The sequence below is a fragment of the Streptomyces sp. NPDC043854 genome (genome assembly GCF_056436005.1).
Genome location: NZ_JBWKDK010000031.1, coordinates 23676 through 49922 on the forward strand (window position 1 = coordinate 23676; position 26247 = coordinate 49922).

Sequence of the window (26247 nt, forward strand, 5' to 3'; positions counted from 1 at the left end):
CACCGACCGGAACAGCCAGTGGGCCCATGGAGGACCTCGAAGCTTCCCGCACCACGTGATCGTCTTCCACGATCCACAGGTCGGGGCGGATCTGCTCGACGGACTCGCCGGGCACCCAACCTATGCCGCCCGGTGGCCCGTTGCGGACACTCCCGTCGGCTGCGGTCGGTAACGTTCAGGATCAGGGCCTTCATGCCGGTTTGAGCGCGGTTCCAGGAGGACTTGCACGATCGCGTGACTCCTCCAGTGCCGCAGTCCGGCCTTGTTCAGCAGGTCCGGGCTGCCGTCCATCATCAGGTCGACCAGCCGCTCCCGTGGGCCCGCGACTCCCGCCGCCAGGGGCGACGGCGCCGCGACCTCGGCGAGGCGGGACCCGCCACCGCAGGCTCAGGAGCCTGGTCAGGTCCCTCGTATGAGGGGCATCCCCTTGGCTTCCCCATCGAACGCCGATATCGCGGTGCCGCGCAATGCGGAGGTGAAAGGCTTCCACGTGCTGCCCCGCAGGCGGGTGGTGGTCGAGCGGACATTCTCCCGGCTGGGACGGTGCAGACGGTTGGCACGGGACTATGAGAGCAAGACCGCGCACGCCGAAGCGGTGATCAAAGTCGCCATGATCCGCCTCATGGCCGCCCGCCTCGCCGGCGAGGAGATCGAACCGCGCGGCCCCATCGAGACCGAAGCAGCCCGCCGCCTCGCCGGCGACCTCGAGAACGAGTGATCACCCGATTACCCAACACCTTTCTCAGGCCGGGCGGACCAGGCGGTTGTCGTGGGCGAAGACCACGGCCTGGATCCGGTCGCGGAGTTCGAGCTTGTGCAGGATCCGCCCCAGATGGGACTTCACGGTCGCCTCCGCGAGGTACAGCGCGGCCGCGATCTCGGCGTTGGACAGGCCGCGGCCGACCTCGACGAGCACCTCGCGCTCACGGGCGCTCAGCCGGTCCAGCCGCTCGTCGCGGACGGCCGCGCCGCCGTCGGGCAGGTGCAGACGGAAGTCCTCCAGCAGGCGCCGGGTGATCCGCGGGGAGAGCACCGCGTCGCCCGCCGCGACGTTGCGGATCGCGGTGAGCAGCTCCTCCGGCCTGGTGTTCTTCAGCAGGAAGCCCGAGGCTCCGGCGGCGAGACCGGCGAAGGCGTACGCGTCCAGGTCGAAGGTGGTCAGGATCAGCACTCTGCTCTGCGGGGCGACCTCGACGACCTGTCGGGTCGCCTCGATCCCGTCCGTCCCGGGCATCCGGACGTCCATGAGGACGACATCGGGCCGCAGCTCCCGGGCGAGGCGGACTGCCTGGGCGCCGTCCGCGGCCTCGCCGACCGGTGTCATGTCGGGCTGGGCCTCCAGGACCGTGCCGAAGGCCATCCGGAGCAGCGCCTCGTCGTCGGCGATCAGGATGCGGATCGTCATGCGGAGGCCGCCCCGCCGCCGCCCAGGAGGAGTCGGGTTCGGACGCCCCAGCCGCCGCCCGGAAGCGGTCCGGCCTGCAGCGTTCCCCCGTAGGCGGCCGCGCGCTCGCGCATGCCGGGGATGCCGTGGCCGGGCGGTGCGGCGGCGGGCCGCGCCGGGCGGGGGCCGCTGTCGGTGACGTCCACGCCGACGGCCTGGGCCGAGCACTCGACCAGGACCGTCGCGCGGGTGCCGGCGGGTGTGTGCTTGAGGGTGTTGGTCAAGGCTTCCTGCACCAGACGGTAGACGGTGAGTTGTGCGGTGGCGGGGACGTGGGTGTGGCCGCCGCGGATCTCCAGGCGGGTCGGCAGCCCGGCGGCGCCCATCTGGTCGGCGAGGGCCTCCAGCTGGGCGATGCCGGGCGGCGGGTGGCGCTCCGCGTCCCGCTCGCCGGTCCGCAGGACGCCCAGCGAGCGCCGCATGTCGGTCAGCGCCTGCCGGCCCGTCTCGGAAATCTGCAGCATCGCGGCGGTGGCCCGGTCCGGGGACCTGTGCTGGGCGTAGACGGCGGCGTCGGTGAGCGCGACCATGACGGACAGGTTGTGGGTGACGATGTCGTGCATCTCGCGGGTGATCCGGGCCCGCTCCTCGGCGACGGCCAGCCGTGCCTGCTGCTCCTGGTGCAGCGCCAGCCGTTCGGCCCGTTCCTGCACGGCGGCGAGGTAGGCCCGGCTGGTCCGCACGTTCACCCCGAGGACGGCGGCGGCGACGACCGTCGCGGAGAGCGCGACGAAGGGGGTCAGGAACGCGCCGTCCGGTGTCCAGCGCAGGCAGGCCAGCACGGCTCCGCCCTCCACGACGGCACCGGCGAGGAGCGTGCCGCGCCGGCCTGTGTGCGCGGCCGCCGTGTAGAGGGCCACCAGCAGGGCGATGTCCGCGGGCAGTTGGACGTCCATCAGCCACTGGACGAAGGCCGCGGCCGCCACGGCGCCGAACACCGCGAGCGGGGCCCGGCGCCGCCACAGCAGGGGGAGCGCCAGGGCGGCGGTGAGCGCCGCGGCCACCGGCAGCTCCCGCGCCGGGTAGGCGGTCACGACGTTGAGGAGGAGAAGGATCGGCAGCGCCGCGTCCCACACCAGGGGCGGTACCCGGTCCCGGTGGGGCACCGTCACACCTCCCCGTCGATCGGTCGTCGTGGCGGCCCGACCGGGACCGTCAGCGCGTTCAGCCGGAGCCTAGGCCGCGGGGGCGGCGGCGCGCATGAGCCCACCGTCCGACCGCACCCTGCCGGCGTACGGCCGCAGGAGGATGCCCACCACCTCCCACGGTCGCAGAGCGGCCGCCGGACGGGCGTGACCGGTTGCCACTCCGGTCGCACCGCGGCCCGCCCGGGTTGCGACCGGAGTGGCAACCGGCGGCGACCCGGGACCGATGCGGCGGCGCGGACCCGGCGTCGAGCATGGCCGGGTGACCGAAACCATCACGGGGCTGTCGATGTCCCTTCCGGAAGTCCTCGTCCTGCTGGGTGCCCTCGCGCTGGTGGCGGCGCGCTGGCTTCCCCCGGCCGCCCGCCGGCCCGTCACGATCGGGGCGGGGGCGGTGCTCGTGGCGTCCGCGACCGTGCTGGGCGTGGTGGGGATCCGCTGGCAGCTGCTGCCGGTCCTGGCCGGCGCCGCCCTGGCGTCGGCGTTCGCCCTCCCGCCCCTGCTGCGACGCCGTACCGGCCGACCGGCGTGGCGGGCCCGCTGGTGGCTGGCCCTGCCGGGATCGCTGGCCTGCGCCGGCCTGATCGCCATGGGCCCGGTGGCGGCCTGGGCCTTCCCCGTGCCCGAGTTCCCCGAGCCGTCGGGCGGCTTCGCGGTCGGCACCCGGGTGGTGCAGTGGGCCGACCCGCTGCGCCCCGAGAGCTTCACCGCCGATCCGGACGACCGGCGCACGGTCGTGGCCCAGCTCTGGTACCCCGCGCAGAAGAGCCCCGCCGGCACCCAGCGGGCCCAGTACCTGGGACGCACGGAGCGGGAGGCGCGCACCGTCGCCGAGGCCCTCGCCGGCGGGGTCGGCCTGCCCGGCTTCCTGGTCGACGGCGTCCCGCGGGCTCGCAGCCGTGCGGTCGTCGACGCCCCGGTGGCCGGTGGGGGAGAACGGTTCCCGGTCGTCCTGTTCTCCCCGGGGTCGGGCGGGGTGCGGACCCAGAACACCGCCTGGGCGGAGGAGCTGGCCGGCCACGGCTACCTGGTCGCCGCCCTCGACCACCCGTACGACTCCGCCGTCGTCGTCCTCGCCGACGGCCGCACGATCCGCGCCACGACCGCCTCCAGCGGGGACCGGGACCGGGACGAGGAGCTGGCGGCGGGCTGGACCGCCGTCCGGGCCGCCGACCTCGGCTTCGTCCTCACCCAGCTGGAACGGCTGGACCGGGGCGAGACCGCCGACCCGCTGACCGGACGCCTGGACACCGGCCGCGCCGCGGTGGCCGGCCACTCCCTGGGCGGTGCCGCCGCCCTGCAGGCGGCCCGGCAGGACCGCCGGTTCGACGCCGTCGTCGACCTGGACGGATACCCCCACGGCCCCACCGCGCCCGCCCTCGAGCAGCCGGCGCTCGCGCTCACCCAGGAGATCACCGCCGGCACCGACCCGCGCTACCTGCCCCGCCTCACCGACGCCCTCGAGCACAGCACCGCGACGAGCCACCGGCTTGCCGTCCCCGGCGCCGGGCACCTCACCTTCATGGACGGCCCGCTCTACCTGCCGCCGGTGCCCTCGATCGTCGGCACCCTGGGCCGCACCGAGAGCCCGCGCGTCGTCGCCGGAGCCACCCTCGCCTTCCTGGACGCCGTCCTGCGAGGCCGCCCCGGCGACCCGGCCGAAACCCTCCGGGCCTACGGGAAGGTCTACACGGTCTCACCATCAGGGGCTCGGGGAACTGCGGGGCTGACCCCGTGATTGGCCGAACACGCGCGTAAGAAGGTGTCGGGTATCTATGACACCGGGCCTCGCATTCTTGGTTTCCCGTCGGCTACCTGCGACTGCCCCGCGTGGGTCGCAGGCGGGGCGGGTCGGGGATTCGGCTGCCGCAGGCCGCGCTCACGGGGTGAGCGCCAGCAGTGAGATGACCGGCCGTGCGGCGTCTCCCGCGTCGTCGCCGAGACCTGCCGGCAGTGCACCGCTCAGCCACAGGCTGGCGAAGCCGTGGACGATTGACCAGGCGGCCAGCTCGTTGGCTTCGCCGGCCGAGGTCGAGAGCACCGCCGTGAGCGCCAGGCCGGCCCGCTCCTTCGCGGCGCAGAGGCTGGGGTCGTCGGCGTGGTACAGGCCGGGTTGGAACATCACCTCGAAGTGCGCCGGGTGGCTGGCCGCGAACCGTACGTACGCCACGCCGGCCTCGACGAGGTCGTCACCAGCCGCGGTCAGGGCGTCGGCGAGCAGGTTGTAGCCCTCCGCCGCCAGTGCGGTGAGCACGCCGGGCTTGCCGCCGAAGTGGTGCTTGAAGGCGGCGTGTGAGACGCCGGGCTCGTCCGGGCCTCAACCCGCCAGACGGCCGGGATCAGCCTGGCGGTGTTCTTCGTCCTGGTCTTCCCCGCCAACATCTACGCCGCCGCCGAGGACGTCCCGCTCAACGGCGACCCGGCCACGCCCTTGTGGTTCCGGATCCCCGAGCAACTGCTCTACATCGCCACCGCGCTGTGGGCGGCGAAGGGCGGATCCGCCCCGGCGGGGTCCGGCGGCGCGGCGAGCGGTCCTCCGCGAGGGGCCGGCTCCGTGCCGGCGGGTGGTCGCTGAAGAGTACCCGCCGCTAGCGGTCGCCAACCTCGGCGACAATCCTCAACCTTCGCTGCGAAGGGTTACCTGCAAGGGGATGACCAGGGTCGCGTCCGGAGAACACCGTTGCCCCGATCGCCAGGGAGAGCCAGCCTGGCCCACCCGTCGCAGGGAGTGTCAGTGGGCAGTGCGATGCTGACGCCAACAACTCCGCTCACGGTGATCAATGGAGGGCCGATGGCTGGTGAACGATCAGGGTCTGACGTGTCCTCGGTCGGCTTCGACTCTGCTTGGTGTGCCACCGACCTGGGTGAATACCGACCCTGCGGCGGCACCTACGAGTACTACCCCTACGAGAGCCTGCCACCTCTGGACACCACCGAGTTCACGGGAGCCTTTCAATGGCTCGGCGGTACCGGCGAACCTGTTCCCGAACAGGTCACGGCGCTCAATCGCTTGGCAGAGAACCTTGCGGCCGAGGGCTTGACGCTGCCTCGGGACTTCGTCTCCTTCCAGGCCGACGCGAAGCTGCACTTCTCGCTGGATGAGGTCTCGGTGACCTGCTGCTGGACCGATATCTCAGAGCCCCTGCCCAGTCCGGTCGAGCCTGGTGCCTTCCTCGTGCGATTCCTGCGCGATCAACAGGACTGCGTCATCTGGTACCTCTACCTCCGTCCTTCGGGTGAGGCGTTCGTGGTGCACTCCTATCTCGACTACGAATACGAGTACGAGGCGCGGCGCGATGGGGAAGAGACGGAGACCAATCTCGACGATCCGGAGGAGCAAAGGGCCGCAATCCTCTGGTGCGCACCTTCGTTCGAGGAGTTCGCCCATCGGTTCTGGATCGAGAACCGTCTCTGGCATGCCCTCAACGGCGGTGACCTGTCCGGACTCGAGCCTCAGATGCGTGACTACGTGCGCCACTATGCGCCGCCGGGGATACCCGCATGACCGTGCACTGGGCGAGATCATGCGCGGATGGCAGAGCGGGTACGCGTTCGCGAGATCGATGGTGACGAGGGGCAGCGCCTGCTGCGGATCATCCGTAGAGGCACCGGTTCGGTGGTGACCCGGCGGCGGGGACAGATGGTGCTGTCATCCGCGCAGGTTCTTACCGGCGCCCCTGGTTCCATGGCGGGCCCGCGAACGGCTCCGCGTACACCCGCCGCACGTCCTCGCCGCGGGCCAAAAGCGCCCCGGCCCTCACCCGGCGCACCGCTATTGCGCTCACGCGACGACCGCGGCCGGCCGCGCCGCCGGGTGCAGGGCGGCGTATTCCAGGGGTGCGGACGGGTCGATGGACATGTCCAGCTGCGCCGGGTCGGCTCCGGCTTGTACGAGGAGGTCGCCGACGGCGGCGATCATCGCTCCGTTGTCCGTGCACAGCGTCAGCGGCGGCACCCGCAGCTCCACCCCGGCGGCCGCGCAGCGCTCCTCGGCCAGGGCCCGCACCCGCGAGTTCGCCGCGACCCCGCCGACCACGACGAGCGTGCGCACCTCGTACGCGCGGCAGGCCGCCAGCGCCTTGCGGGTCAGCACGTCCGCGACGGCCTCCTGGAGCGAGGCGGCGCCGTCGGCCACCGGGATCTCCTCCCCGTCCAGGCGGTGCCGCTCGGCCCAGCGCGCGGCGGCGGTCTTCATGCCGGAGAAGGAGAACGCGTACGGATCGTCCTTCGCACCTGTCAGCGGACGCGGGAAGGCCACTGCGCACGGGTTGCCGGCGCGGGCGGCGCGGTCGATGGCCGGCCCGCCCGGATACGGCAGGCCGAAGACGCGGGCGACCTTGTCGAAGCACTCGCCGGCCGCGTCGTCGACGGTGTCGCCCAGGTGCAGGATCGGATCGCGCACCAGGTCCCGTACGAGCAGCAGCGAGGTGTGCCCGCCCGAGACGATCAGCACCATGCACGGGTTGGGCAGCGGCCCGTGCTCCAGGGTGTCGGCCGCCACGTGCCCGGCCAGGTGGTGCACCCCGTACAGCGGCACCCCGGCCGCGTACGCCAGCGTCTTCGCCCCGGCCAGACCCACCTGCAGTGCACCCGATAGCCCCGGCCCGGTGGTCACCGCCACCGCGTCGATCTGGGAGAGCCGCAGGCCCGCCTGGTCGAGTGCCTCGCGCACGACGGGGTTGAACGCCTGCAGGTGGGCGCGGGCGGCGATCTCCGGCACCACGCCGCCGAAGCGGGCGTGCTCGTCCATGCTCGACGCCACCACGTGGGCCAGCAGTCGGCCCCCGGACACGATCCCCGCGCCCGTCTCGTCACACGACGACTCGATCCCGAGCACCACCGGAGCACCCACACTGACCCCTCTCACACATCATCTGCTATTGCAATAGATGTGCAATAAGGTACCGGCTCGGCGGACCACGGCCGTCGCGCGGCACCGCACGGGCCAGGACCTGCCGCCCACGAATGCGCCTCCTACGACGTGCGCCGACTGCGGCCGATGTGCGCGAGGGCGTCGGCGAACTGGTCGCGGGTCATGGTGGAGCGGCCCTCGATCCCGGCGGCGGTGGCGGCCTTCTCGCCGCGTTGACGCGGCGGCGGGCGAGGGCGAGGACGGCCTGGGTGTGGCGTTTGCCCCCGGCGCGTTTGCGGTCGTAGAACCGGCGGGATTCCTCGCACCGTCGGATGCTGAACAGCGCGGAGGTGTAGAGGACCCGCCGGAGCCGACGCTGGACTACGGCCCCGCATAGAAGGGCTCGTACGGACCCTCACCGCGGCAGTTGATCGACGGCATACGGTGGTGGCGGACCCGGACCGGGACGCCGTGGCGGGATGTCCCGGAGCGGTACGGGCCCTGGGGCCGGGTGTACGACCTGTTCCGCCGCCGGCAGCGGGACGGCGCCTGGCAGCGGGTCTTCACCGGGCTGCAGGCCCGGGCCGACGCCAAGGGCCAAGGGCCTGATCACCTGGGATCTCCCTGATCACCTGGGATCTCAATGTCGACTCCACGGCCTGCAGGGCGGGAAGTCATGGCGGCCCGGTCGGACTCGCTGCGCAGAACGCAGAATTCGTTGCCTTCGGGATCGGCAAGGACCGCCCAGCCAGAGCCATCGGGATTCCGGCGATCGGTGACAAGGGTGGCACCGAGACCCAGCAGCCGTTCAACCTCCTGCTCACGCGAGGTCTCTGGGCGCAAACACAGATGGATCCGGTTCTTGATCGTCTTGGCCTCGGGCACCTGGTTGAAGTACAGCACCGGGCCCTCCGCCAGCAGCACCTGTACCTCCGCATCACCCGGTTTGTCCTCCGGATGCAGCGGACGGCCGGTCACCCTGCTCCAGAACCGGGCCAGCTCGTAGGCATCCGCACAGTCGATCGCCACGTTCTGCAATACCGAGACCATGCACGCGAGCCTTGCTGATTTCCGCTCCGGACGCCACCGAGTTGCGCTCGCTCTCCGCGCATACGGCTCGGGCGCCTGGCAGCCCTTTCGATACACGCCAAGAGGCAGCCGGTGTCCGGTCGCCCGGACCCGGACCGTGGCGGGGCGACCGCCCGTCGGTCCTGCCTCCGGAGAGCAGGCGCGCGTACATCCACGCCGCCTGGACGGCCGTCAGCCGCCGCAATGAGTCAGGCATCCCCGGCCGTTCGACCCAGTACAGCTCTGCAGACTTCCGTGGCCGGATTCACCGGTAGGGCTTGTGGGATCTGCTCCAGCGGACCGGTGTTTCTGTGGAGTGGCCCGCATGGCTTGCCGGCGCACTGCGCTACTTCCATGCCCCGCTCGGCTCGGGCACCAGCTCGGGCACCAGCTCCGACATCACGGCCAACGGTAGCGACGGGTTGGCAGCCGCCGCTTCCACCACTTGCCAGTCGTCGTCGGCGAGCAGCTCGACTATGGCCGGCGGCGGCAGGGCCGGGTGCCCGGCAGCTATGGGCCGTGCCCGCCTGTCTGCCAAGCAGGCGAGCAGTGCCGGGCCCGTCGCATTGCGATGCCGGGCGACCTCGCGAAACGCCTTCTGCGCCGGCGGTACGTGTCTGGTCAGGTCCTCCAGCAGCGCCGGCGGTGCGTCCGGGTTGCCCGCCACCTTGGCGACGACCTGAACCCCGTGCCGTTCGACCATGGTGCGCAGCTGAGCCTCCGAAAGGCCCGGGTGAGGCGCGATGGACTTGACCACCTTCACGTCAGGGTCGGCGGCCAGCGCGTCACGGATCTCGGCCGGCAGATCGCGTCGCTCGGCCAAGAGCATCCGCAGAGCCGGATTCGACGACGTGGCCAGCTCCTCGACCTCGGCGGGAGAAGCCGCGGCAATGCGCGGCAGCAGGGTTGGCCCGATCTTGACAGCGCCGGCCAGGCGGGACAGCACGTCGAGCGGCACGCGGGGATTGTGCGCGAGGGTGCGCTGCACGTCGTGGCCACGGTCGATGGCCAGTGTGCGGATCAGGGCGTCGTCGATCGCCGGATTCCCGGCGAGGTCGGCCCGGACACCTGGCACCGGGTCACCAGCGAGCCTTCCCCGCACCTCCGGCGGCAGGTCCGGGCGGGCAGCGAGTCCGCAACGCAACAGCGTTGAAGGGTGGTCGACGAATCGGACGACGTCTTCGACAGGCGTGCATGGGTTCCGCAGCGCCAGCTCCACCATGTCGAGGACGGTGGACTCGTGGGATCCGGCACACGAGGCACCGGACCGCAGATCGCAGTCGAGCCGCGGACACTGCGGATCGTGCACGAATGGCGTCTCCTCGCCGTCGCAGACCAGGCACCGCTCTGCCGGAGGCAGCCCCTCGCCGGTGATCAGCATCGCCAGCACATCCGGTGGCGTCGCCTCGTTGGCCGCCACCGCGCGGCGCACCTCGGCATGCGGATGCCGCGCAAGCCGGGCGGCCATGTCCGCCGTCGTCCACAACGCGAGCTCCGCAACGACCCGTACGTCCGGGTCGGCGGCGAGCGTCTCCCTCACACCGGGCGGAAGTCCGGGGCAGGCGGCCAGCTTCTCCCGGCGCCCGATATCCGGATCCGCCGCGAAGAGCCGTGCCCACTCCAGGTCGCCGGAACGCTCGTCGAGCAAGGCGAGCGCGGCGTGCGGCTGCGCGGCGGGATCGACGTCAGCGGCGGTCAGTAGGCCCTCGTACGCAAGCCGCACAGCGCTCTCCCCAATCCGCGAAGCCAGGGCAACCGCCTGCTCATGGCTGAGGTCCGCACGACCGGCGAGGCCCTCGGCGATGTCCGCGTCCGCGATGGCGATCAGCCGGTTGACCAGCTCGGAGGGAAGGGCCGCATTGGCAGCGAGCCCGCACAGCACATGGTTCACAGGAAGACATCCTGCCCGGACCGTCGTCGAACTGCCGGTTTCCGGAAGCCCGAACAACCCCCTTGCCAAATGGTCAAGAAGTGTTGACCATTGGGGGCATGCCTACCGATGATCTTCCCGAGACGTTCCACGTCACTACTGACGAGCAGCTACGCGCCGTTTCCAATCTCACGCGTCACCGGATCATGGCCGTGCTCCGCTTCGAGCCCGCGACGATTACGCAGATCGCCGAGCGAGTGGGCCTTGCGAAGGGGAGTTCCAGCTACCACGTACGGCTGCTCGAACGGGCCGGCCTGGTGAAGGTGGTACGAACGCGGAAGGTCCGGGGGGTCAACGAGCGGTACTACGCCATGGCCGCGCGGGCGATCGTGCTGCCGGATCCGGGCGAGGGAGGGCCGGATGTGCTGATGCGGCATGCGGTGGCGGACCTGGAGGCAGCGCCGGTGGATGGCGAGCGGCACGTACGGATGGCGCATCTGCGGCTCACCGAGGAGCAGTTCGCGGAGCTGGGGGCGCGGCTGCAGGCACTGGCGGACGAGTACCGGGAGCTGTCCGATCCGTCGCTGCCGGACGCGTCACTCGTCTTCGCACTGTTCCACCCGGCACCGCGCGAGCAGGCCGAAGGGGACGCCAAGTGACCTCAGGCGTCCGGAAGTTGCCGACCGGGTTCGGACGGCTGTGGACTGCGCAGACGGTGTCCTCGCTCGGTGACGGGGTGTCGCATGCCGCGCTGCCGCTGCTCGCGTTGACGTTGACGCGGGATCCGATGGCGCTCGCCGTCGTCACGGCCGCCGGAACGCTGCCGTGGCTGCTCTTCGGGGTGCTCGGCGGTGCGCTGGTGGACCGCTGGGACCGCCGGCGCACGATGTGGGTCACGGACGCGGCGCGTGCGGTGCTGCTCGCGATACCGGCGGCCGCGGCCGCGCTCGACGGCTTGAGCATTCCACTGCTCGCGGCCGTCGCCTTCCTGCTCGGCCTCGGCGGACTCTTCTTCGACACGGCCGCCACGGCCTATTTGCCGGATCTGCTCGGCCGCGACCCCGTACTCCTGGAGCGCGCCAACTCCCGCCTGCGCGGCACCCAGACCGCCGCGTCCGGCTTCGCGGGGCCGCCCGCGGGCAGTGCCCTGCTCGCGCTCGGGCGGGCGGTTCCGCTGCTCGCCGACGCGGTGTCGTTCGCGCTCTCCGCACTGCTCGTACGGTCGCTGCCTGCCGCACCCCGGCCCGTACCGCAGGCCCGTGAGTCGCTGCTGCGGCAGGCGCGGGCCGGCGCCTCGTACGTATTCCGGGATCAGTTGCTGCTCGGGCTCGCGCTGCGTCCGGCGCTCGGGAACATCGCCTTCCTCGCCGTGGAGACCGTACTCGCCCTCTTCGCGCACGATCGTCTCGGCATCGACACCTTCGGCTTCGGCCTGCTCCTCACGGCGGAGGCCACCGGCGGTCTGCTCGGCGCGGGCATCGCCTCCTTCCTCGGCCGACGACTCGGCACCGGCGCCGCGCTCACCTGCACGGCCGCAGTCGAGGGACTCGCCATCCTGGGCCTTGCCGTCGCCCCGAACCCGTACGTCGCCGGCCTCGCGCTCGCCGTGTGCGGAGCGGGCATGGGCGCCACGATGGTGCTCGGCCCCTCCCTCCGACAGGCGATCGTCCCCGCCCACCTGATGGGCCGGGTCGCCTCCACCTCCCGCATGCTCGCCATGTGCGCCGCCCCGTTCGGCGCTTTCCTCGGCGGTTGGCTGGCCACCACCTACGACGTACGCACCCCGCTCTACACCGCCGCCGGCCTCCTCCTCACCATGACTGCCGTCACGTCGACCATGACCAGCAACCGCCGGGTTGAGGCGGCGCTGCGTGCCGCCGCCCCGGCTGATGATCCCGATCGCCCGCCGACTTCGGCCGGCGTGGTGTCCGCAGAGGACATCGAGCACGCGGCCGTCTCCGCCGCCGTCTAGTAGCGGTCGCTGACCATGGTGTCGGGCCGGGCCAGCCGTTCGGCGGTGTGCTCCAGCCCGACGCTGTGGGAGCCCTTCACCAGGACGATGTCCCCCGGCTCGATCAGGTCGCGGGCCAGGGTCAGGGCGTGGTCCCGGTCGCGGGCGCTGACCGCCTTCAGGCTCGGGTCGTTCTCCTGGGCGGCGTCGGCCATCGCCTGCGCGTCGGCGCCGCCGACTGCGATCAGCACGTTCACGCCGGCGGCGGCGACGAGGCGGCCGACCTGCCGGTGTCCGTCGCCGCCGTCGGCGCCGAGTTCCTTCATCTCTCCCAGGACGGCGATGGTCCGCCGTCCGCTGTTCATGGCCTCCAGGGCGGTGAGTGCTGCCTTCATCGAATCGGGGTTCGCGTTGAACGCGTCGTTGATGACCCGTACGCGGTCGGGCCGGTCGGTGACCTCCATGCGTCCGGACGCCACCAGCACCGCGCGGGAGAGCGCGTCGGCCGTCTTCTCCACGTCGGCGCCCAGCCCGATCGCGACGGCCGCAGCGGCCAGTGCGTTGGCTACATGGTGCGCGCCGTGAAGGGTCAGGCAGACCCGCGCGTCGCGGCCGGCGGCGACGAGGGTGAACGAGGCCCGGCCTGCCGAGTCGAGCCTCACGTCCACCGCCCGTACGTCGGCGTCCTGCACGGTGCCGAACGTCAGGACCTGGGCGCGGGTCCGCGGGGCCATGGCGGCCACCAGCGGATCGTCGGCGTTGAGGATGGCCAGCCCCTTGGCGGGGAGGGCTTCGACGAGCTCGCCCTTGGCCTGCGCGATCTGCTCCCGGCCGCCGAACTCGCCGACGTGCGCGGTCCCCACGTTCAGGACCAGGCCGACCGTCGGCGGGGCGATGCGTGTCAGGTGGGAGATGTGGCCGATGCCGCGGGCGCCCATCTCCAGCACGATGTACTTCACGCCCCGGTGCAGGCGGGTGACGGCCAGCGGCATCCCGATCTCGCCGTTGAACGACTTCACCGTGGCGATCGTCGGCCCGAGCTCGGGGAGCACCTGCGCGATCAGATCCTTCGTGCTGGTCTTGCCCGCCGAGCCGGTCAGCCCGATCACCATCGCTTCCGGCACCTCGGCCAGCACGGTGCGGGCCAGCGCGGCGAGCGCGTCCAGCACGTCGTCGACGACCACGGCCGGAACACCGACGGGGCGGGCGGCGAGGACCGCCACCGCCCCGGCCTCCACCGCATCAGCTGCGAAGGCGTGCCCGTCGGCGTGCTCACCGGCCAGCGCAGCAAAGAGGCCACCCGCCTCGACCGCGCGCGAGTCGACGGCCGCCGGCGCGGTCACCAACACAGCCGGGTCCGGCACGTCGCACAGACGGCCGCCGACGGCGGCCGCGACGGCTTCAAGCGAAAGGGGGATCACGTAACCCACTCCGAATCAGCAGGACTTGCCCGGCACGGCAGAGCGCCGCCCGGCTCAGTCCTTCGACCGTAACGCCTCCGCAGGCCGGCACGTGCGAAACCAGCAGTGCTCGGCCTGGGTCGCCGCGGGCTCCGGTGATCCGGGTCGTAGCGAGGTGCCGGGCGCCTGACCGCCTCCGCGTGCTCCTCCACACCCCCGCCGCCAGGCCGCCTGCGCCCTGGCGGCGCCGCCTGGCTGCTCACCGCGTACATCACCGCGCCGACCGCACGTCCGAAGGCCGGCGGATCAGCAGCGGGCCCGCGCGGTGACGCGCCCGCCGAGCGGCACCGCCGCCAAGGCCACGGCCGCAAGGACTCCGTACACCAGGGGGACGTGGTCCGGTACGACGATCACAACGCGTATCAGATAGCCGCGAGCCTCTTGCCGAGGCCCGTCCTTGCCGCCGCCGGGCTTCTGTCCGCGCTCGCCCGCCTCGCCCCGGGCAGGGACTTCGACGAGCTGGTGTTCGCGGTTCGCCTCGCCACCGCGGCCCCCGAGGCGACCGCCGACCTCGCGGCATTCCTCACCGACACCACGGGAATGGTGGGTCGCCGGTTGTTGCAGCAGTGGTGTACGGCGACGGGACTTGACTCACGCAGCGGTATCCGGGCCGGGCTGCAGCGGTGTCGATCTTGGGCCGCTTCGCCGTTCGGCCCGTGTCACGGAGGCGATCAGCACGGAGAGGGCGGAGGTCGCCACGAGGCTTGCCATCATGACCATGCCCACGCCAACCATGAAGAGGCCGCTGGCGTCATCCGACCAGTCGTAGTAGGCGGCGGCGGTCAGACCAGTCGTGGTGGCGAGCACCGCATCCGCGATACGACCCCGCGACGCGGCCCAGTACACCGATGCCAGCAGGGTCAGCACCAACCCGATCACCTGCCACGCCTCGTACGGGCCGGTTTGCGAGCCGTCGGGGTGGACGTCACGATGCTGGTCCCAGCCCAGCCAGGCGGCCCATGCCGCCACCGGTATGAGGAAGAGCAGGCAGGGAGCGAGTCCCAGTGATTTCTGGCGCATGGCCCCAGCATCCGGGCCGCCCGGGTCCCGGGGCAGAGTGCACGTACTCACCTCCCCTTGAGTAGCCGGACACCCAAAGGCCTGGCAACGATGACTGTTCGAGCCGCCCCAAGCAGACAAACGGAACATTCGATCTGCCCGTCAACGCACCGTGGCTTTCCGCGAGTGGTCCCCGGGCCCTGGCGGCGGCGATACCGTGGGGAGACACCCCAGTTCTGCCCTCTGGAGCCTGCGATGAACGAACAGCCAGCCCCCGCCGCCCGGCAGCAGCTGGAGCCCGCGGCCGCCGACGGCCTGCGCGCCTTCGCGGCCAAGACCCGGGCCAACGCCGACCAGTTCGCCGCCGCCCTCGAGGACATCGCCACCAACGGCCTGCCCGCGGTGGAGGACTGCACCCCGTGGGAGGAGCTGCGCGAGGCCCACCTGGCCCGCCTCGCCGCCCAGCGCCCGGCCGTCGCCTGATGCCCGCCCCGCACGGACCCCGCCGCGCCCGCATCGCCTTCTCCGACGCCGCCGCCAAGCAGCTGGAGAACATCACCAGCGAAGCCGAGCTCCACGCCCTGGACCGCGCCCTGGTCGTCATCTCCGTCGACCCCGACGCCGGCGACCCCATCCCCGGCGACACCGCCGGCCCCCGGCTGCGCCAGTACGCCGACGAACTCGAAGCCGTACGCGTCCTGTACTTCGTCACCGCACTGCGCACCGTGGTGGTCGTGGCCTACATCGAGGTCTGACCCGAGAGGGAGCCCACGGTGCCGACCGTCGTCCAGCAGCTCTCCGGCAACCGCCCGCTCACCGCACTGCGCACCGTAGTGACCTGCTCCGGCGACTCGTCCGTACTCCGGCAGGGGCCGACGGCAGAAGACGGGGCCGGCGCGGCCTGGCTCGCGTTCCTGTGCCCCGTGCCCAACCGCGGCCGCCGAGCCCGCGGAGGAACCTCCCGGAGACCAAGCCGGGTTGAGCGGATTCACGGTGGGTCCCCGGTCGGTGCGCCCGTACGTCTGCCAACCCCGGCCGGTGCGCGGCACCGACGTGGCACCGACCGGAACGCACCCGGCCGCCACCAGGCGGGTGTTCTGGTAGGAGTCCGGGCCTTCGCCGGCCTTGACGCCGATCGGCACACCTGCGAGCGGCAGCCGGGCACCGCGGGCGATCTGCGCGTCCACGTGGGCTGCCTGGGCCAGGGCCTGCTCGGCCCAGACCTCGGTGAACGCCCGCAGACAACGTCGCCGCCCCCGATTGAACATGTTCAAGGTTGGTGGCAGGATGCGCCGGGGGAGGTGGTGATGGCCGTGACGAAGACGCGACACGAATGGCCCGACAGCCGTATGACTTTGGTCGCCATCGTGGTGCTGGTCCAGGAGGCGGCGCTTGCCGCTGTCGTGTACATGCTGTACCTGCAGACTCAGGAGTGGCCCAATCACGGCAGCTTCGGGCTCGCGCTGCTCTTCCTCCTACCCGGACTGCTGGTGGTCGCACCCGGCGTCGCAGGCATGGTGGCGCTCTTCGTCGTGCTGCCCACCATCTCGCTGAGCCACAGGCTGGGGCGCCGGTTCAGCAGCCGCGAGGTGTGGTGGTGGGCACCACCGGTCACTGTCGGGGCCGCATCCCTCCCGCTTGCCATCGCCGTGCTGGCCGGCGAAGTGGAGCCGGTCACCGCCGTCAAGGCGTGGCTGCCCGCCGCGGCAGTGCTCGTCGTGCCTGTTCTGATCGCGCGGCTGCCGGGGCGGCGACTCGTCCGGTCGGTTGCGGTGTGGGGTACGGGCGCGGTGGCGGCGACCGCAGTCCTCGGTGGCGTCGCCTTTTCCGCCGGTCTGGTCGAGGCGTACCGGCCGCCGCGGCTCACCGCGGCGGCCCTGACCGGCGTCTGGTCCGACGGACGGGGCGGGACACTGACGTTCACACCGAACGGCACGGTGACCGCCTCCGAAGTCGACCACCGGTTCTACGGTGACCAGGGCAAGGCCACCGAGAAGTGCATGGGCCAGGGCACGTGGACGTTGAGGCCCGAAAGGGACACCTGGGACCAAGGGGTCGAGGTCAACATCCGGGGCTGCTCGGACGACCCCTGGAAGGTCGGCGGCACAAACAAGCGGATCACGCTCTACCAGCACATCGGCAACCCGGACGCAGGGGACCTGTACGAGATGAGCAGGGTTCCCGCCATCCCCTGAGCGACACCGCCCGGGGCGGGGTCGGCCAGGCGTGTCGGCCAGGCGTGTCGGCCAGGCGGTCCCCGCCGAGCGCGACTGCCAGGGCCACGTCCAGCAGGGTCTTGCCCGGATCGTGCACCGCCCGAGGACGCCGCCAGGGCGCGAGCGCCGCCGATATCGCGCTGTCCAGGCCGGTCTTGTGGACGGTCTCGAGGCACTCTTCGCATTTCCGATCACACCTCGGACACACCCGCCCGCGTGAAAGCCCGAGGCTAGTACGGGCCTCCGCGGAAGAGCATGCTGCCGTGGTGGCGCGGCCGGTCGCCACGTTCGTGGGCTGCGTCGGAACGGTCCGCGGGGGCCGAGAGCCGGGCAAGGGCTCGGAGGGTTGCCAGGCCGGCCAGCACCTCGTCACGACGCTTGGCGGACTTCATCCAGGTCGGCAGCCGGGCGAACATCGCCATCGTCGGGGAGGCGTGACGCTCGCGCAGCCGGGCGCCCACGTAGGCGTCGAGGGCGTCCACGTGCTCCTCGTCATAGGCCCACAGAACTCGTCCCGCACAGCGGGTCTGAAGCCAGAGCGGACGCCGGAAGAAGGGGTCCTCGGTGCCGCCGGGCACCGCGCCGACCAAGCCGGCGCCCCGCTCCTCGGCCGTCCAGTCGACGACCGCGCCGCAGCCGGCGCAGGCGAGGCGGCGGGGCTGGAAGAGCAGGGTGCTGAAGTACTTCGGCGCCGCGACGCCGGGCAGAGGCACGATGAGCGCGCGGCCACCGCACCTCGGGCAGACCACGAGCACCCGGCCGGTGAACCGGACGAGCCACGTGCCGTAGTCGCGGTGGCGGACCGGGTGGGGGTGCGCGGGCTCAGAGCTCATGACGGACACCCTGCCAGGCCCGCCCCTTCCCGGCGACCGAGATACGGCTCGACGCCGAGAAGCCGTACTTCGGCCTGCTCTGGCGGCCTCACCCTGGCCCGCACCCTGCACGTCCACGGCATCCCGGCCACGGTCTACGAGGCGGAGGCCTCACCGACGGCGCGGTCGCAGGGCGGGATGCTCGACATCCACGACTACAACGGCCAACTGGCTTTGCAGGCGGCAGACCTGACGGACGAGTTCCGCCGTCACGGTCTGTAGCGGTCAGGCGGTACGCGCGGAAAGTCCGTCGCCACTGACCGAGGTGCGTGAAACCCTGACGGGCATGGCTCTGGACCCGATTCACCTGGCGCGACGTCTCGCGCGTGACCGTTTCCCTGATGCGCTTGCCGTGGTCCTGGCCGGGTCCACAGCCGTGGGGCGGGCGACCGCCGGCAGTGACCTGGACATCGCGGTGCTCATCGAGGACGGCGGCGAGACCTGCCGGGAGACGCTCCGGTTCGAGGGGCGGGTCGTGGAGCTCTTCATCCATACCCGTGCCGGTCTCGTGGATCTCTTCGCCGCGGACGTCGCCGCGCGTCGCGCGGTCCTGCAGAGCATGTATGCCACCGGTCTCGTCCTGGTCGACAAAGACGGGGAGGCAGGACGTGCCCGGGCGCTGGCCGAAGCGGACCTCTGCAAAGGCGCGCCGCCGCTGGAGCCCGAGACGGTCGAGACGAAGCGATACGGGCTGACGGACGCTCTGGACGATCTCGGCGATGCCGCCGACCCGATTGAGCGCCTGGCCGTGGCCGGGTTCGTTCTCAACGCTGCCGCAGATCTGCTCTTCGATCACCACCGCGCGTGGGTCGGCGGCGGGAAGTGGCTGCCACGACGCCTTCTGGAGGCGGATGGAGAGCGTGGGGCCGCCCTGCTCGAAGGACACCTCCGTCTGGCCGAGTCGGGAGACCCGGCGCCTTTGATCGATGCGGCCTCGCAGATCCTCTGCCTCGTCGGTGGCCCGCTTCGCGAGGGATATCAGAGAGCCTGGCGGGGCGTCATCGAATCGGTTGCCGCCGGCAGCGGGCGTTGACGGGCGGTCGATGCCGCCGTGCCGTGTCGACGGCGTCGCAGTGTGGCGGTCCGGCCGTTGAGGGCGGCGCCGCCGGCGGCGGTGAGTCGCTTGCCGAGGGTGGCGGGGTCCATGGGGCGCGCAGTGACGCCCGGGCGGCGGCGGAGATCACCGCTGCCGAGCCCGGCCACCGCGACTCATCCCGGGCCGGGCCCGCACGCGGCCGACGCCGCAGCTGTGAAAAATCACTGTCCGATCATCAGAGCGCGATGATAGAGAGTCGGTGTGACAACAACCCTTGAGTTCGCCGTCCTCCTGCGACTGATCGACGAACGGTCGACCGCCTTCCGCGCCGCGGTCGCCTCCGCGCCCAGCCTCGACGTGCAGGTGCCGACCTGCCCCGAATGGACGCTGTTCGATCTGATCCAGCACCTGGGTGGCGGGGACCGCTTCTGGGCCGCCATCGTCGGCGCGGGGCCCGCCGACGCTCCCCCGGCCGAGGCGACGGCCGCGCGCGCGGCCGTGGCTGCGCCGCGGGAGCGTGAAGCCCTGCTGACCTGGCTGGCCGATTCGACGCAGCTGCTGCTGAACGCGCTTCGGGAGGCGGGCCCGGATCGCGGCTGCTGGACGTGGTGGGGTGCGTCGCAGTCACCGCAGAACTCGGGTGGCGTCGCCCGGCACCGGGTCCAGGAGACCGCTGTGCACACCTACGACACCCAGATCACCCTGGGCGCACCGCAGCCGCTGCCGGAAGAGACGGCACTCGACGGTATGGACGAGTTCCTGTCCACCTGCGTCGCGACGCCGAGCGCCTGGCCGCACAAGCCCGCGGCCTTCGACTTCCACGCCACCGAGGGCCACTCCTGGCGCCTCACCGTCGACGGCGACGGCGCACGCTCCACCCGTCTCCCCGCGCCCGGCACGACGCCCGCCACCTCTGCCGAGGAGGGCCCGGACACGGCCGACGTCTCCGTCCGCGGCACGGCCGGTGAGCTGGTCCTCTTCATGTACGACCGTATCCCGGCGGGCTCCCTGCAGATCGGCGGAGACGCAGGTCTGTTCGACCTGCTCCGCGCCTGGGAGCCGGAGGAGTAAGGCGTGACGACACGCCACCTCGTTGGCCCGAGGCACGCCTCCGGCCAACGGCTACAGCCACGCCGTTGTGGCCTGGTGGGGCCGCTGAGGGAACAGACCGCCCCGGCGTCAAAGCGGCTGGCCCTCGGCGAACGCCTGCCCCAGGGGGGTGTGGTGGCCCTCGGCAACTCGTACGCGCCCAGCTCACCGCCCCGATCACCCCGGACACCGCCGCCTCTCCTGCGATCGCGCCCCGCGGTGGACCCGGCGGAATGCACCTCGCCGGGACCGCGCCGACGCTAAGGTGATGCGGTTGGGCACTGGGGGGTGAACGGCTGATGACCGTCCTGCACGGGCGGTCCGGCACGCGAGGGGGAGCGGTGGCGGCCGTCTTTGTCGACCGAACCGAGCACATCGAGGCGTCCGACGCGTTCCTGCGGGCGGTGGCCGGCGGGGAGGGCGGTGTGCTCGTCGTCCGGGGCGAGCAGGGCATGGGCAAGTCCGCGCTGCTCCGGGAGGTGACACGGAACGGACGGGCGCCGCACGAGGGCCCGAAATGCCACTTCGTTCAGGCCCGCTGCATCGACCGGATCGGTACGAACAACGCCTACGGGCCGGTGATCGACGTCCTGGCTGCGCTGCGGCCGCCGCCCCGCTGGTCCCTGCTCCGTCGCCTCGGCCGGTCCACCCGGCAGGCCGCGCCCGAACTTGTTTCCCTGGTACCGGCGTTGGGGCCGCTGTTGAAGGCCGCCGCCCAGATCGTCCAGACCACCATCGACTCTCCCGCCGCCCAGCCGGACAGCATGGCGCCGCTGATGCAAGGCGTTGCCCGCACGGTGGCCAACGCGCTCGAGGAGGCGGCAACCGCGTGCGGCCCGACCGTCATCGTCCTGGACGACGTCCAGTGGCTGGACCCGAGTAGCCTGCTGGTTCTCGAGCACCTCGTGGAACGGCTCCAGCAGCAGGAACTCGCCCTCGGCCTGCTCCTCGGCCACCGCACCGATCCGGGGGCGGACTCCGGGGCCGTCTGCGACGTGCTCGCGCAGTGGGAGCTCCACGGGTGGTGCAGCACGCGCACACTCACGGGCCTGCCCCAGGAGGCGGTCGCCGACCTGGTGCGGCAGCACCACCCGGGCCCGGTGGCCCCGTCGCTACCGGCCCGGCTGAGTGAACTGACCAAGGGCCACCCGGTGTTCGTCACCCAGTGCCTGGGCATGCTCGGCGCGGACGGCGACCTCCGGGGCCCGCTTCCGGACGCGGTGGGTCCCCTGATCCGCCGCCGCCTGGACGGGCTGGACCCGGAGACCCTGGAGCTGCTCGTCACCGGGGCCACGCAGGGGGAGACCTTCGACTCCGCCGTCGTGGCCGGGGCGAGCGGGCAGCCGCCCGGCCTGGTGGCCAGACGGCTGCACCAAGCGAGCCGCCGACAGGGCCTGATCCGGGCGGTGCCGCCGCTCCCCTGGGCCCAGGACCCGTCGGCCGACTATTACCGCTTCGAGAACGCCCTGCTGCACATGGCCGTGCTTGACGAGCAGAGCGCCGGCCAGGCTCGGGAAACGCACGCAAGGATCGCCGCCGCACTGACCGGAGAGGGGACCGACCGCGATGACCTGCCGATACCGGTACAGCTGGAAATCGCCCGCCACCACCACCTCGCCCAGCGGTGGGACGACGCCGCGCGGACACAGTTCGCGCTCGCCCGAAAGCTGGCGGTGAGCGGCATGTCGTTCTCCGAAGCGGAGGCCCTGAGCCGGCAGGCCGTCGAGAGCATCCGCCGACTGCCCCCGACGGCCGTCGACCGTGACCTGCGGCTCGCCCGCGCCATCGAGCTGCTGCTCTCCCTCACCGAAGCCCGCTGGCAGTGCCGGCCCGGCACGGCGCAGGCCCGGGAGTTGGAGGGGCAGGCGCGCGAGGCGGAGGAAGCGGCCCGCCGCAGCGGCGACGCGGAGCTGACGGCCCGGACCGCCTTGCTCCACGGCCGGGTCCTCCTCCACACCCGGGGGCTGTGGCCCTCCCTCGACAAGCTCCGCGAAGCCGTGGAGCTCGCCCGGGAGTGCGCCGACCCCGTCGTCCTGTTCGCCGCCCTGTCCACGTACGGAGGCCAGCTGACCAAGCAGGATCTGGCCGCCGGCCTGCAGGTGCAGCTCCAGGCAGAGAGACTGCTCGAGGACGATCCCGCCCTGCGCGAAGGCAACGACCCCGTACGGCAGGTCCGCAACCTGAGCAGCGAGTTGCAGCTCGGCGTCAACCTCTTCGACGCGGGCTACCTCGACCAGGCCCGGAGCCGGCTGACCCGGTGCGTCGAACAGCTGCGCAGCGACCCGCTGAACGCCAACCTGCCGATCGCCCTCAACTACCTGGCCCAGCTGTACGTCGCCATGGGCTCGGAGGGCGAGGCGGCCGCGGCCCTGTGCGAGGCACGCGACTTCGACGAGGCGCAGGGCGGGCCGAGCGGCTGGCACGCGTACAACACCGCCCTCCTCGCTCTGCTCCTCAGCCGGGACTCCCGTGATCCCGCGGAGAGGTCGCGCAGCCGGGTGCTGGCCGAGGAGGCCTGGCGCGAGACGGAGCAGACCTGGCTGGTGGACCTGGTCCCCATCGTCCGCAACCTGTACGCGGAGGTCGTGGTGGCCCTGGCGGACGGCGACGCGGCCGAGCTGGACCTGGCGGGGCGGCTCACTGACGAGACGGTCCGCGAGACGTCGCAGACCGGGATGGTCCGCAGCGAGGTCGCGGCCCTCTCCCTGCGCAGCCGCATCCACTTGATGCAAGGGGACACCGCGGCGGCCTCCCGGCTGGCCCGGCAGGCGATCGCGGTCCTGGAGGAGGTGGGCGACCTGCCGGCGCTGCGCACGGAGGAGGTGCTCCACCACGCGGCGGTCGTCCTGCGGGCGACGGACGGCGCGGCCGAGGCGGAGGAGCTGGCCCAGCAGGCCCGGGAGGTGGTGGCCCGCAAGGCGGACCTGATCGGCAGCCCGGCGGACCGCGACCGGTTCCTGCGGAACGTACCGCTCAACCGGGCGATCCTCGGCGGGGGCCAGACGGGCCGGCAGGCGGGCGTGCCGGCCGGCTGACCCGGCACCGCAGGGTGCCGCCCCTGCGACGAAGACACCCGCCCAGCTGCAGGACCTCGGTGCCCGCCCGGTGCCTGTGCACCATGAAGGCGTACCCGAGCACGCGTACGGCGACCTGTTCGGCGACCGGGCCGCCGCCCTCGGGCTTCGCGGGTGCTTCGACGACCACGGCTGTCAGCGGTGGTCGGGGCTCAGCAGTGCGGCGGCCGCGGCGATGAAGGCCACGGTCGCTTCCTTGGCCGCACGCCGCAAGGCGGCCAGCTCGGCGTCGCTGGTGGCGTTGCGCAGGGCGTACGTGGCATCGGCGGCCTGCTGGGCGGGGCCGGCCAACTCGGGGACCAGGACCTGGAGGCGGACGTGGGGCGCGGTGATCGCCGTACGGGTGTCGTGCGACTTCGTCTGGGCCTCCAGCCGGTGCTCGGTGCCGGCCTCGGTCAGGGCCAGGCGCTCCCGGTGGAACATGGCAGATCGGTGCGCGTCCAGGGCGGCGGCGAAGTCGGTGACGGCGCCGAGCTGGTCCTGGCGGTGGGTGTCGGCGCGCTGCTCGGCGCGGGCGGTGGCGGCGGCGCGGTGCTGGAGGAGTCCGGCGGTCAGGACGCCGGCCAGGGTGCCTATCACGGCAACGATCGAAGGCCACATGGACATGGGGCGTTGGGTCCTCTCCGGGTTGGGGTCGGGCGGGTGGTCAGGCTAGGGCAGCGGCGGCCGGGGCAAGCAGCAGGAAGCCGAGGGCGGCCCGGCCTCGCCGGTCCCGCGACGCTGCTTTCGAACTGAAGATCGTCTGGCAGTAGGCTCATTCCGCAACACGACGCGAAGGGGAGATCGATGGCGCGGGTTGCGGTGATCGGTGGGGGTATCAGCGGGCTGGGGACGGCGCTCATGCTCGGCCGACGGGGCCATACGGCGACGTTGTTCGAGCAGGACGCGCGGTCGGCCGGAGAGGACCTGGACCGGGACTTCCTCCACTGGGACAGGCCCCGAGTCCCGCAGGCCAACCATCCCCACTCGTTTCTCGCGCCTGTCCGCACCGTGTTGCGCACCGAGACCCCTGATGTCTACACGGACCTGCTGGCACGCGGAGCCCGGGAATACCACGACTTCGACTGGTTCGGTGAGCATCCGCCGCATCGGGCCGGCGATGAGGACTTGGTGACCCTGCGCACCCGCCGCATCGTGTTGGAGGCCGCCCTGACCGCGGCCGTGCGGCGGGAGCCCACCGTCGAGGCGCGGCGAGGCTGCCGGGTGCGCGCCCTCACCTTCGGGGAGGGCCGCCCTGCCCGGGTCACCGGCGTACAGGTGGGCGCGGAAACGCACCGGGCGGACCTCGTGATCGACGCCTCCGGTCGCCGCTCGCCGGTCCCCGACTGGCTGACCGCGGCCGGCTGCCGCCCGCCCGTGGTCGACAGCCACCGCACCGGGATCGCGTATCTGTGCCGCTGGTACCGCGTGCGTGCCGACGGCCCGCGTGACCCCGGACGGGTGAAGACCGGCTCGGCCGCACCGTTCGCGCTCGCCGGCGTCTTTCCTTCCGACAACGACACCTTCGCGGTGAGCCTGGTGCTCTCCACGGGTGATCCGACCCGCGGCGCGCTCACCGACCCTGCGGTGTTCGAGGCCGTCGCCCGCCGCTTCCCCGCGACCGCCGCCTGGCTCGACCTGGCCCCCGAAGCACAGACAGCCGTCCTGGCGATGGCCGGCCTGGACAACCGCTGGACTTCCTTCGCCGACGATGACGGACCTGTCGTCACGGGCCTGGTCAACGCCGGGGACAGCCTCGTCCACACCAATCCCACCCTGGGCCATGGCGTGGCCCTCGGCCTGCGTGCCGCCCAGCACCTCGCCACCCATGTCGACCAGGTCGCCGCGGACCCCATGGGCTACCACACCTGGACGGCAGAGGCCCTCCGCCCGTGGTTCGACGCCCAGGTGGCGGCCGACCGCGGCAACGAGCAACGCCTCGCGGAGAGCTCACCGTCCTCGGATCGGCGGGCTGCTGCCCTGGCCGCTTGCGCCTTTGACGATCCCGTCGTCATGAGAGCCCGCGCCCGGGTACGCCATCTCCTGCAACCGGCCGACGACGCCTACGGCACCGAGGAAGTGGACCGAGCCGTCACCGACTGGCTGGCTGCCCACCCGGACTTCTCGCCGGAGCAGGACGGCCCGACTCGCGATCAGTGGGATGCACTCATTCCAGGCTGAGCGTCTGCCTGGTACCTCACCTTCGACGCCCGGTGCCGGCAAACGAACTGCCGCCCGCCGGTAGACCGGCGGGCGGCAGGGCCCCGAGGGCGCGTTGGCACACTTCCTTGACAGCTCTCCCCAGGAGAGCGGTGCGGCGTCGGCGCCCTCGACCGGGAGGCGGCACACGGCGTCCGGGGCGAGCCATACGGATCAGCAGCGTGCCGCAGGCGTCGCCGGGTGCGATGGACCGTCTCGCGGTAGGCATCCGCCTCCGGCTTACGGCTCCGGCGTGGCGCCGGGCGTCGGCGCGTCGCGCTCCACCCAGGTGCCGCAGGAGATGATCTCCGACCCAGTGCGCGTGCAGGTGATGGTGTGCACGGTCCTGGACGTGGTGATCACGTCGATGACAATGTCACCCTCATCCTGGCCATCGGTGGGGCCGACGTCAATGGACACTCCGCAGGCGCCGACGGGCACGTCTCCTAGCTCATCGGAGAGGTCGTCCCAGTCGATGACTCCGAGGGGAGTGAGTTCGTCTCCGACGAAGGCCCTCCCGCCACTGGTCGCCCCGTAGAAGGCCCCGCCGCCGGCCGCTTCCTGGCGAACGGTGTCGATTTCGAAGCACACGCCCACAGAGATCGGAGGACTGTCCTTGTCCTTGCCCTTTTCCTTGTCCTTCCCCTTGTCGTGGTGGGGCTCGGGGTCCGCCCAGTCGGTGGACAGGACGGCCGACGCGGGGTGCGAGTTCGGTCCGAGGTCCTGCGCCTGGGCAGGTACGCCACCCAGGGCGCCTACCAGCGAGACGGCGGCCAGCGCGGTGACGCCGCCGGTTGCCAGCCGTGTGGACCACCATGAACGCCGCGCGGGCGGCGATACGACCTTGCCTTCAGGGCGCATTCAACGCTCCTTGTCGATTCGGCCCGGGAATTCCCCGGAAGCCCCTCCATTCTTTGTGACCGATCGGCAGTTTCCAGTAGCCCCACCGAATTCCTCCGGCAGATCATGCGATCAGATCAACAATCACCGCCG

The 26247-nt window shown here is 72.1% G+C and carries 23 protein-coding genes and 6 pseudogenes; 15 read left to right on the forward strand and 14 right to left on the reverse strand.

Annotated elements, in window-relative coordinates; genetic code table 11:
• Nucleotides 1–457: 457 nt before the first annotated feature.
• Nucleotides 458–718: pseudogene (locus AC068A_RS25240) on the forward strand (transposase); the annotation flags it as partial.
• 24 nt (nucleotides 719–742) lie between these two features.
• On the opposite strand, the gene AC068A_RS25245 reads toward AC068A_RS25240, so the two are convergent.
• Both AC068A_RS25245 and AC068A_RS25250 read right to left on the reverse strand, forming a co-directional pair.
• The gene (locus AC068A_RS25245; RefSeq protein ID WP_478588450.1) at nucleotides 743–1405 is read right to left on the reverse strand and encodes a response regulator; all 663 of its coding nucleotides are present in this window, start codon (nucleotides 1403–1405) and stop codon (nucleotides 743–745) included.
• Nucleotides 1402–2556: a sensor histidine kinase gene (locus AC068A_RS25250; RefSeq protein ID WP_478588452.1), complete on the reverse strand. Its 1155-nt coding sequence runs from the start codon at nucleotides 2554–2556 to the stop codon at nucleotides 1402–1404. Before AC068A_RS25250 ends, AC068A_RS25245 begins: the two co-directional genes overlap by 4 nt.
• Nucleotides 2557–2815: 259 nt before the next feature.
• Here AC068A_RS25250 and AC068A_RS25255 point away from each other — a divergent pair, with 259 nt between their 5' ends.
• Complete coding sequence (locus tag AC068A_RS25255) at nucleotides 2816–4327, forward strand: alpha/beta hydrolase family protein (RefSeq protein WP_478588454.1); 1512 nt, start codon at nucleotides 2816–2818, stop codon at nucleotides 4325–4327.
• A gap of 141 nt (nucleotides 4328–4468) precedes the next feature.
• Here the strand turns inward: AC068A_RS25255 and AC068A_RS25260 are convergent, their stop codons facing one another.
• The gene (locus tag AC068A_RS25260; protein WP_478588456.1) at nucleotides 4469–4843 is read right to left on the reverse strand and encodes a TetR-like C-terminal domain-containing protein; all 375 of its coding nucleotides are present in this window, start codon (nucleotides 4841–4843) and stop codon (nucleotides 4469–4471) included.
• A gap of 96 nt (nucleotides 4844–4939) precedes the next feature.
• Here AC068A_RS25260 and AC068A_RS25265 point away from each other — a divergent pair, with 96 nt between their 5' ends.
• From AC068A_RS25265 to AC068A_RS25275, 3 genes and pseudogenes are all read left to right on the forward strand, one after another.
• The gene (locus tag AC068A_RS25265) at nucleotides 4940–5164 is read left to right on the forward strand and encodes a DoxX family protein (protein ID WP_478588458.1); all 225 of its coding nucleotides are present in this window, start codon (nucleotides 4940–4942) and stop codon (nucleotides 5162–5164) included.
• 159 nt (nucleotides 5165–5323) lie between these two features.
• Nucleotides 5324–6094, forward strand: a complete 771-nt coding sequence (locus AC068A_RS25270) for a hypothetical protein (protein WP_478588460.1) — start codon at nucleotides 5324–5326, stop codon at nucleotides 6092–6094.
• Nucleotides 6095–6121: 27 nt separating this feature from the next.
• Nucleotides 6122–6256: pseudogene (locus AC068A_RS25275) on the forward strand (IS630 family transposase); the annotation flags it as partial.
• A 114-nt stretch (nucleotides 6257–6370) separates the two neighbouring features.
• On the opposite strand, the gene tsaD reads toward AC068A_RS25275, so the two are convergent.
• On the reverse strand, nucleotides 6371–7429 hold the full coding sequence (tsaD, locus tag AC068A_RS25280) for a tRNA (adenosine(37)-N6)-threonylcarbamoyltransferase complex transferase subunit TsaD (protein ID WP_478588554.1): 1059 nt from the start codon (nucleotides 7427–7429) through the stop codon (nucleotides 6371–6373).
• A 193-nt stretch (nucleotides 7430–7622) separates the two neighbouring features.
• A pseudogene (locus AC068A_RS25285) lies at nucleotides 7623–7817 on the reverse strand (IS110 family transposase); the annotation flags it as partial.
• Nucleotides 7818–7868: 51 nt separating this feature from the next.
• Between AC068A_RS25285 and AC068A_RS25290 the strand changes: the two are divergent.
• Nucleotides 7869–8069: a transposase gene (locus tag AC068A_RS25290; RefSeq protein WP_478588462.1), complete on the forward strand. Its 201-nt coding sequence runs from the start codon at nucleotides 7869–7871 to the stop codon at nucleotides 8067–8069.
• Here AC068A_RS25290 and AC068A_RS25295 read toward each other — a convergent pair.
• Together AC068A_RS25295 and AC068A_RS25300 are read right to left on the reverse strand one after the other, a co-directional pair.
• Nucleotides 8051–8491, reverse strand: coding sequence for a VOC family protein (locus AC068A_RS25295; protein ID WP_478588464.1), 441 nt, complete (start codon nucleotides 8489–8491; stop codon nucleotides 8051–8053). The two genes, AC068A_RS25290 and AC068A_RS25295, sit on opposite strands and share 19 nt — an antisense overlap.
• A gap of 364 nt (nucleotides 8492–8855) precedes the next feature.
• Nucleotides 8856–10400: a hypothetical protein gene (locus AC068A_RS25300; protein ID WP_478588466.1), complete on the reverse strand. Its 1545-nt coding sequence runs from the start codon at nucleotides 10398–10400 to the stop codon at nucleotides 8856–8858.
• A 98-nt stretch (nucleotides 10401–10498) separates the two neighbouring features.
• On the opposite strand from AC068A_RS25300, the gene AC068A_RS25305 reads away from it, so the two are divergent.
• Nucleotides 10499–11038: an ArsR/SmtB family transcription factor gene (locus AC068A_RS25305; RefSeq protein ID WP_478588468.1), complete on the forward strand. Its 540-nt coding sequence runs from the start codon at nucleotides 10499–10501 to the stop codon at nucleotides 11036–11038.
• The gene (locus tag AC068A_RS25310; RefSeq protein WP_478588470.1) at nucleotides 11035–12351 is read left to right on the forward strand and encodes an MFS transporter; all 1317 of its coding nucleotides are present in this window, start codon (nucleotides 11035–11037) and stop codon (nucleotides 12349–12351) included. The genes AC068A_RS25305 and AC068A_RS25310 overlap by 4 nt, the downstream gene beginning before the upstream one ends.
• Here AC068A_RS25310 and AC068A_RS25315 read toward each other — a convergent pair.
• The gene (locus AC068A_RS25315) at nucleotides 12348–13751 is read right to left on the reverse strand and encodes a UDP-N-acetylmuramoyl-tripeptide--D-alanyl-D-alanine ligase (protein ID WP_478588472.1); all 1404 of its coding nucleotides are present in this window, start codon (nucleotides 13749–13751) and stop codon (nucleotides 12348–12350) included. The genes AC068A_RS25310 and AC068A_RS25315 overlap by 4 nt on opposite strands.
• 630 nt (nucleotides 13752–14381) lie before the next feature.
• Nucleotides 14382–14810: a hypothetical protein gene (locus tag AC068A_RS25320; protein ID WP_478588474.1), complete on the reverse strand. Its 429-nt coding sequence runs from the start codon at nucleotides 14808–14810 to the stop codon at nucleotides 14382–14384.
• Nucleotides 14811–15044: 234 nt separating this feature from the next.
• Here AC068A_RS25320 and AC068A_RS25325 point away from each other — a divergent pair, with 234 nt between their 5' ends.
• Both AC068A_RS25325 and AC068A_RS25330 read left to right on the forward strand, forming a co-directional pair.
• Nucleotides 15045–15272: a hypothetical protein gene (locus tag AC068A_RS25325; RefSeq protein WP_478588476.1), complete on the forward strand. Its 228-nt coding sequence runs from the start codon at nucleotides 15045–15047 to the stop codon at nucleotides 15270–15272.
• Nucleotides 15272–15544 carry a hypothetical protein gene (locus AC068A_RS25330; protein WP_478588478.1) on the forward strand — a complete coding sequence of 91 codons (273 nt, stop codon included), beginning with the start codon at nucleotides 15272–15274 and terminating at the stop codon, nucleotides 15542–15544. Before AC068A_RS25325 ends, AC068A_RS25330 begins: the two co-directional genes overlap by 1 nt.
• A 225-nt stretch (nucleotides 15545–15769) precedes the next feature.
• Here the strand turns inward: AC068A_RS25330 and AC068A_RS25335 are convergent.
• The 3 genes and pseudogenes from AC068A_RS25335 to AC068A_RS25345 all read right to left on the reverse strand — a co-directional run.
• Nucleotides 15770–16057, reverse strand: a pseudogene (locus AC068A_RS25335) (amidase); the annotation flags it as partial.
• 949 nt (nucleotides 16058–17006) lie between these two features.
• A pseudogene (locus tag AC068A_RS25340) lies at nucleotides 17007–17177 on the reverse strand (IS1380 family transposase); the annotation flags it as partial.
• A gap of 58 nt (nucleotides 17178–17235) precedes the next feature.
• Entirely contained in the window at nucleotides 17236–17838 is a 603-nt protein-coding gene (locus AC068A_RS25345) for a hypothetical protein (protein WP_478588480.1), read from the reverse strand.
• A gap of 93 nt (nucleotides 17839–17931) precedes the next feature.
• Between AC068A_RS25345 and AC068A_RS25350 the strand changes: the two are divergent.
• The 4 genes and pseudogenes from AC068A_RS25350 to AC068A_RS25365 form a co-directional block, all read left to right on the forward strand.
• Nucleotides 17932–18084 (forward strand): annotated as a pseudogene (locus AC068A_RS25350) (FAD-dependent monooxygenase); the annotation flags it as partial.
• 79 nt (nucleotides 18085–18163) lie between these two features.
• Entirely contained in the window at nucleotides 18164–18910 is a 747-nt protein-coding gene (locus tag AC068A_RS25355) for a nucleotidyltransferase domain-containing protein (RefSeq protein ID WP_478588481.1), read from the forward strand.
• Nucleotides 18911–19174: 264 nt separating this feature from the next.
• Nucleotides 19175–19984 carry a maleylpyruvate isomerase family mycothiol-dependent enzyme gene (locus tag AC068A_RS25360; protein WP_478588483.1) on the forward strand — a complete coding sequence of 270 codons (810 nt, stop codon included), beginning with the start codon at nucleotides 19175–19177 and terminating at the stop codon, nucleotides 19982–19984.
• 359 nt (nucleotides 19985–20343) lie between these two features.
• On the forward strand, nucleotides 20344–23037 hold the full coding sequence (locus AC068A_RS25365) for an ATP-binding protein (RefSeq protein WP_478588485.1): 2694 nt from the start codon (nucleotides 20344–20346) through the stop codon (nucleotides 23035–23037).
• Nucleotides 23038–23211: 174 nt separating this feature from the next.
• On the opposite strand, the gene AC068A_RS25370 is transcribed toward AC068A_RS25365, so the two are convergent.
• Nucleotides 23212–23682, reverse strand: coding sequence for a hypothetical protein (locus AC068A_RS25370; RefSeq protein ID WP_478588487.1), 471 nt, complete (start codon nucleotides 23680–23682; stop codon nucleotides 23212–23214).
• A 180-nt stretch (nucleotides 23683–23862) separates the two neighbouring features.
• Between AC068A_RS25370 and AC068A_RS25375 the strand changes: the two genes are divergently transcribed.
• A complete protein-coding gene (locus tag AC068A_RS25375; RefSeq protein WP_478588489.1) occupies nucleotides 23863–25236 on the forward strand; it encodes an FAD-dependent oxidoreductase in 1374 nt (457 codons plus the stop codon).
• Nucleotides 25237–25494: 258 nt separating this feature from the next.
• On the opposite strand, the gene AC068A_RS25380 is transcribed toward AC068A_RS25375, so the two are convergent.
• Nucleotides 25495–26115, reverse strand: coding sequence for a hypothetical protein (locus AC068A_RS25380; protein WP_478588491.1), 621 nt, complete (start codon nucleotides 26113–26115; stop codon nucleotides 25495–25497).
• Nucleotides 26116–26247 lie beyond the last annotated feature (132 nt).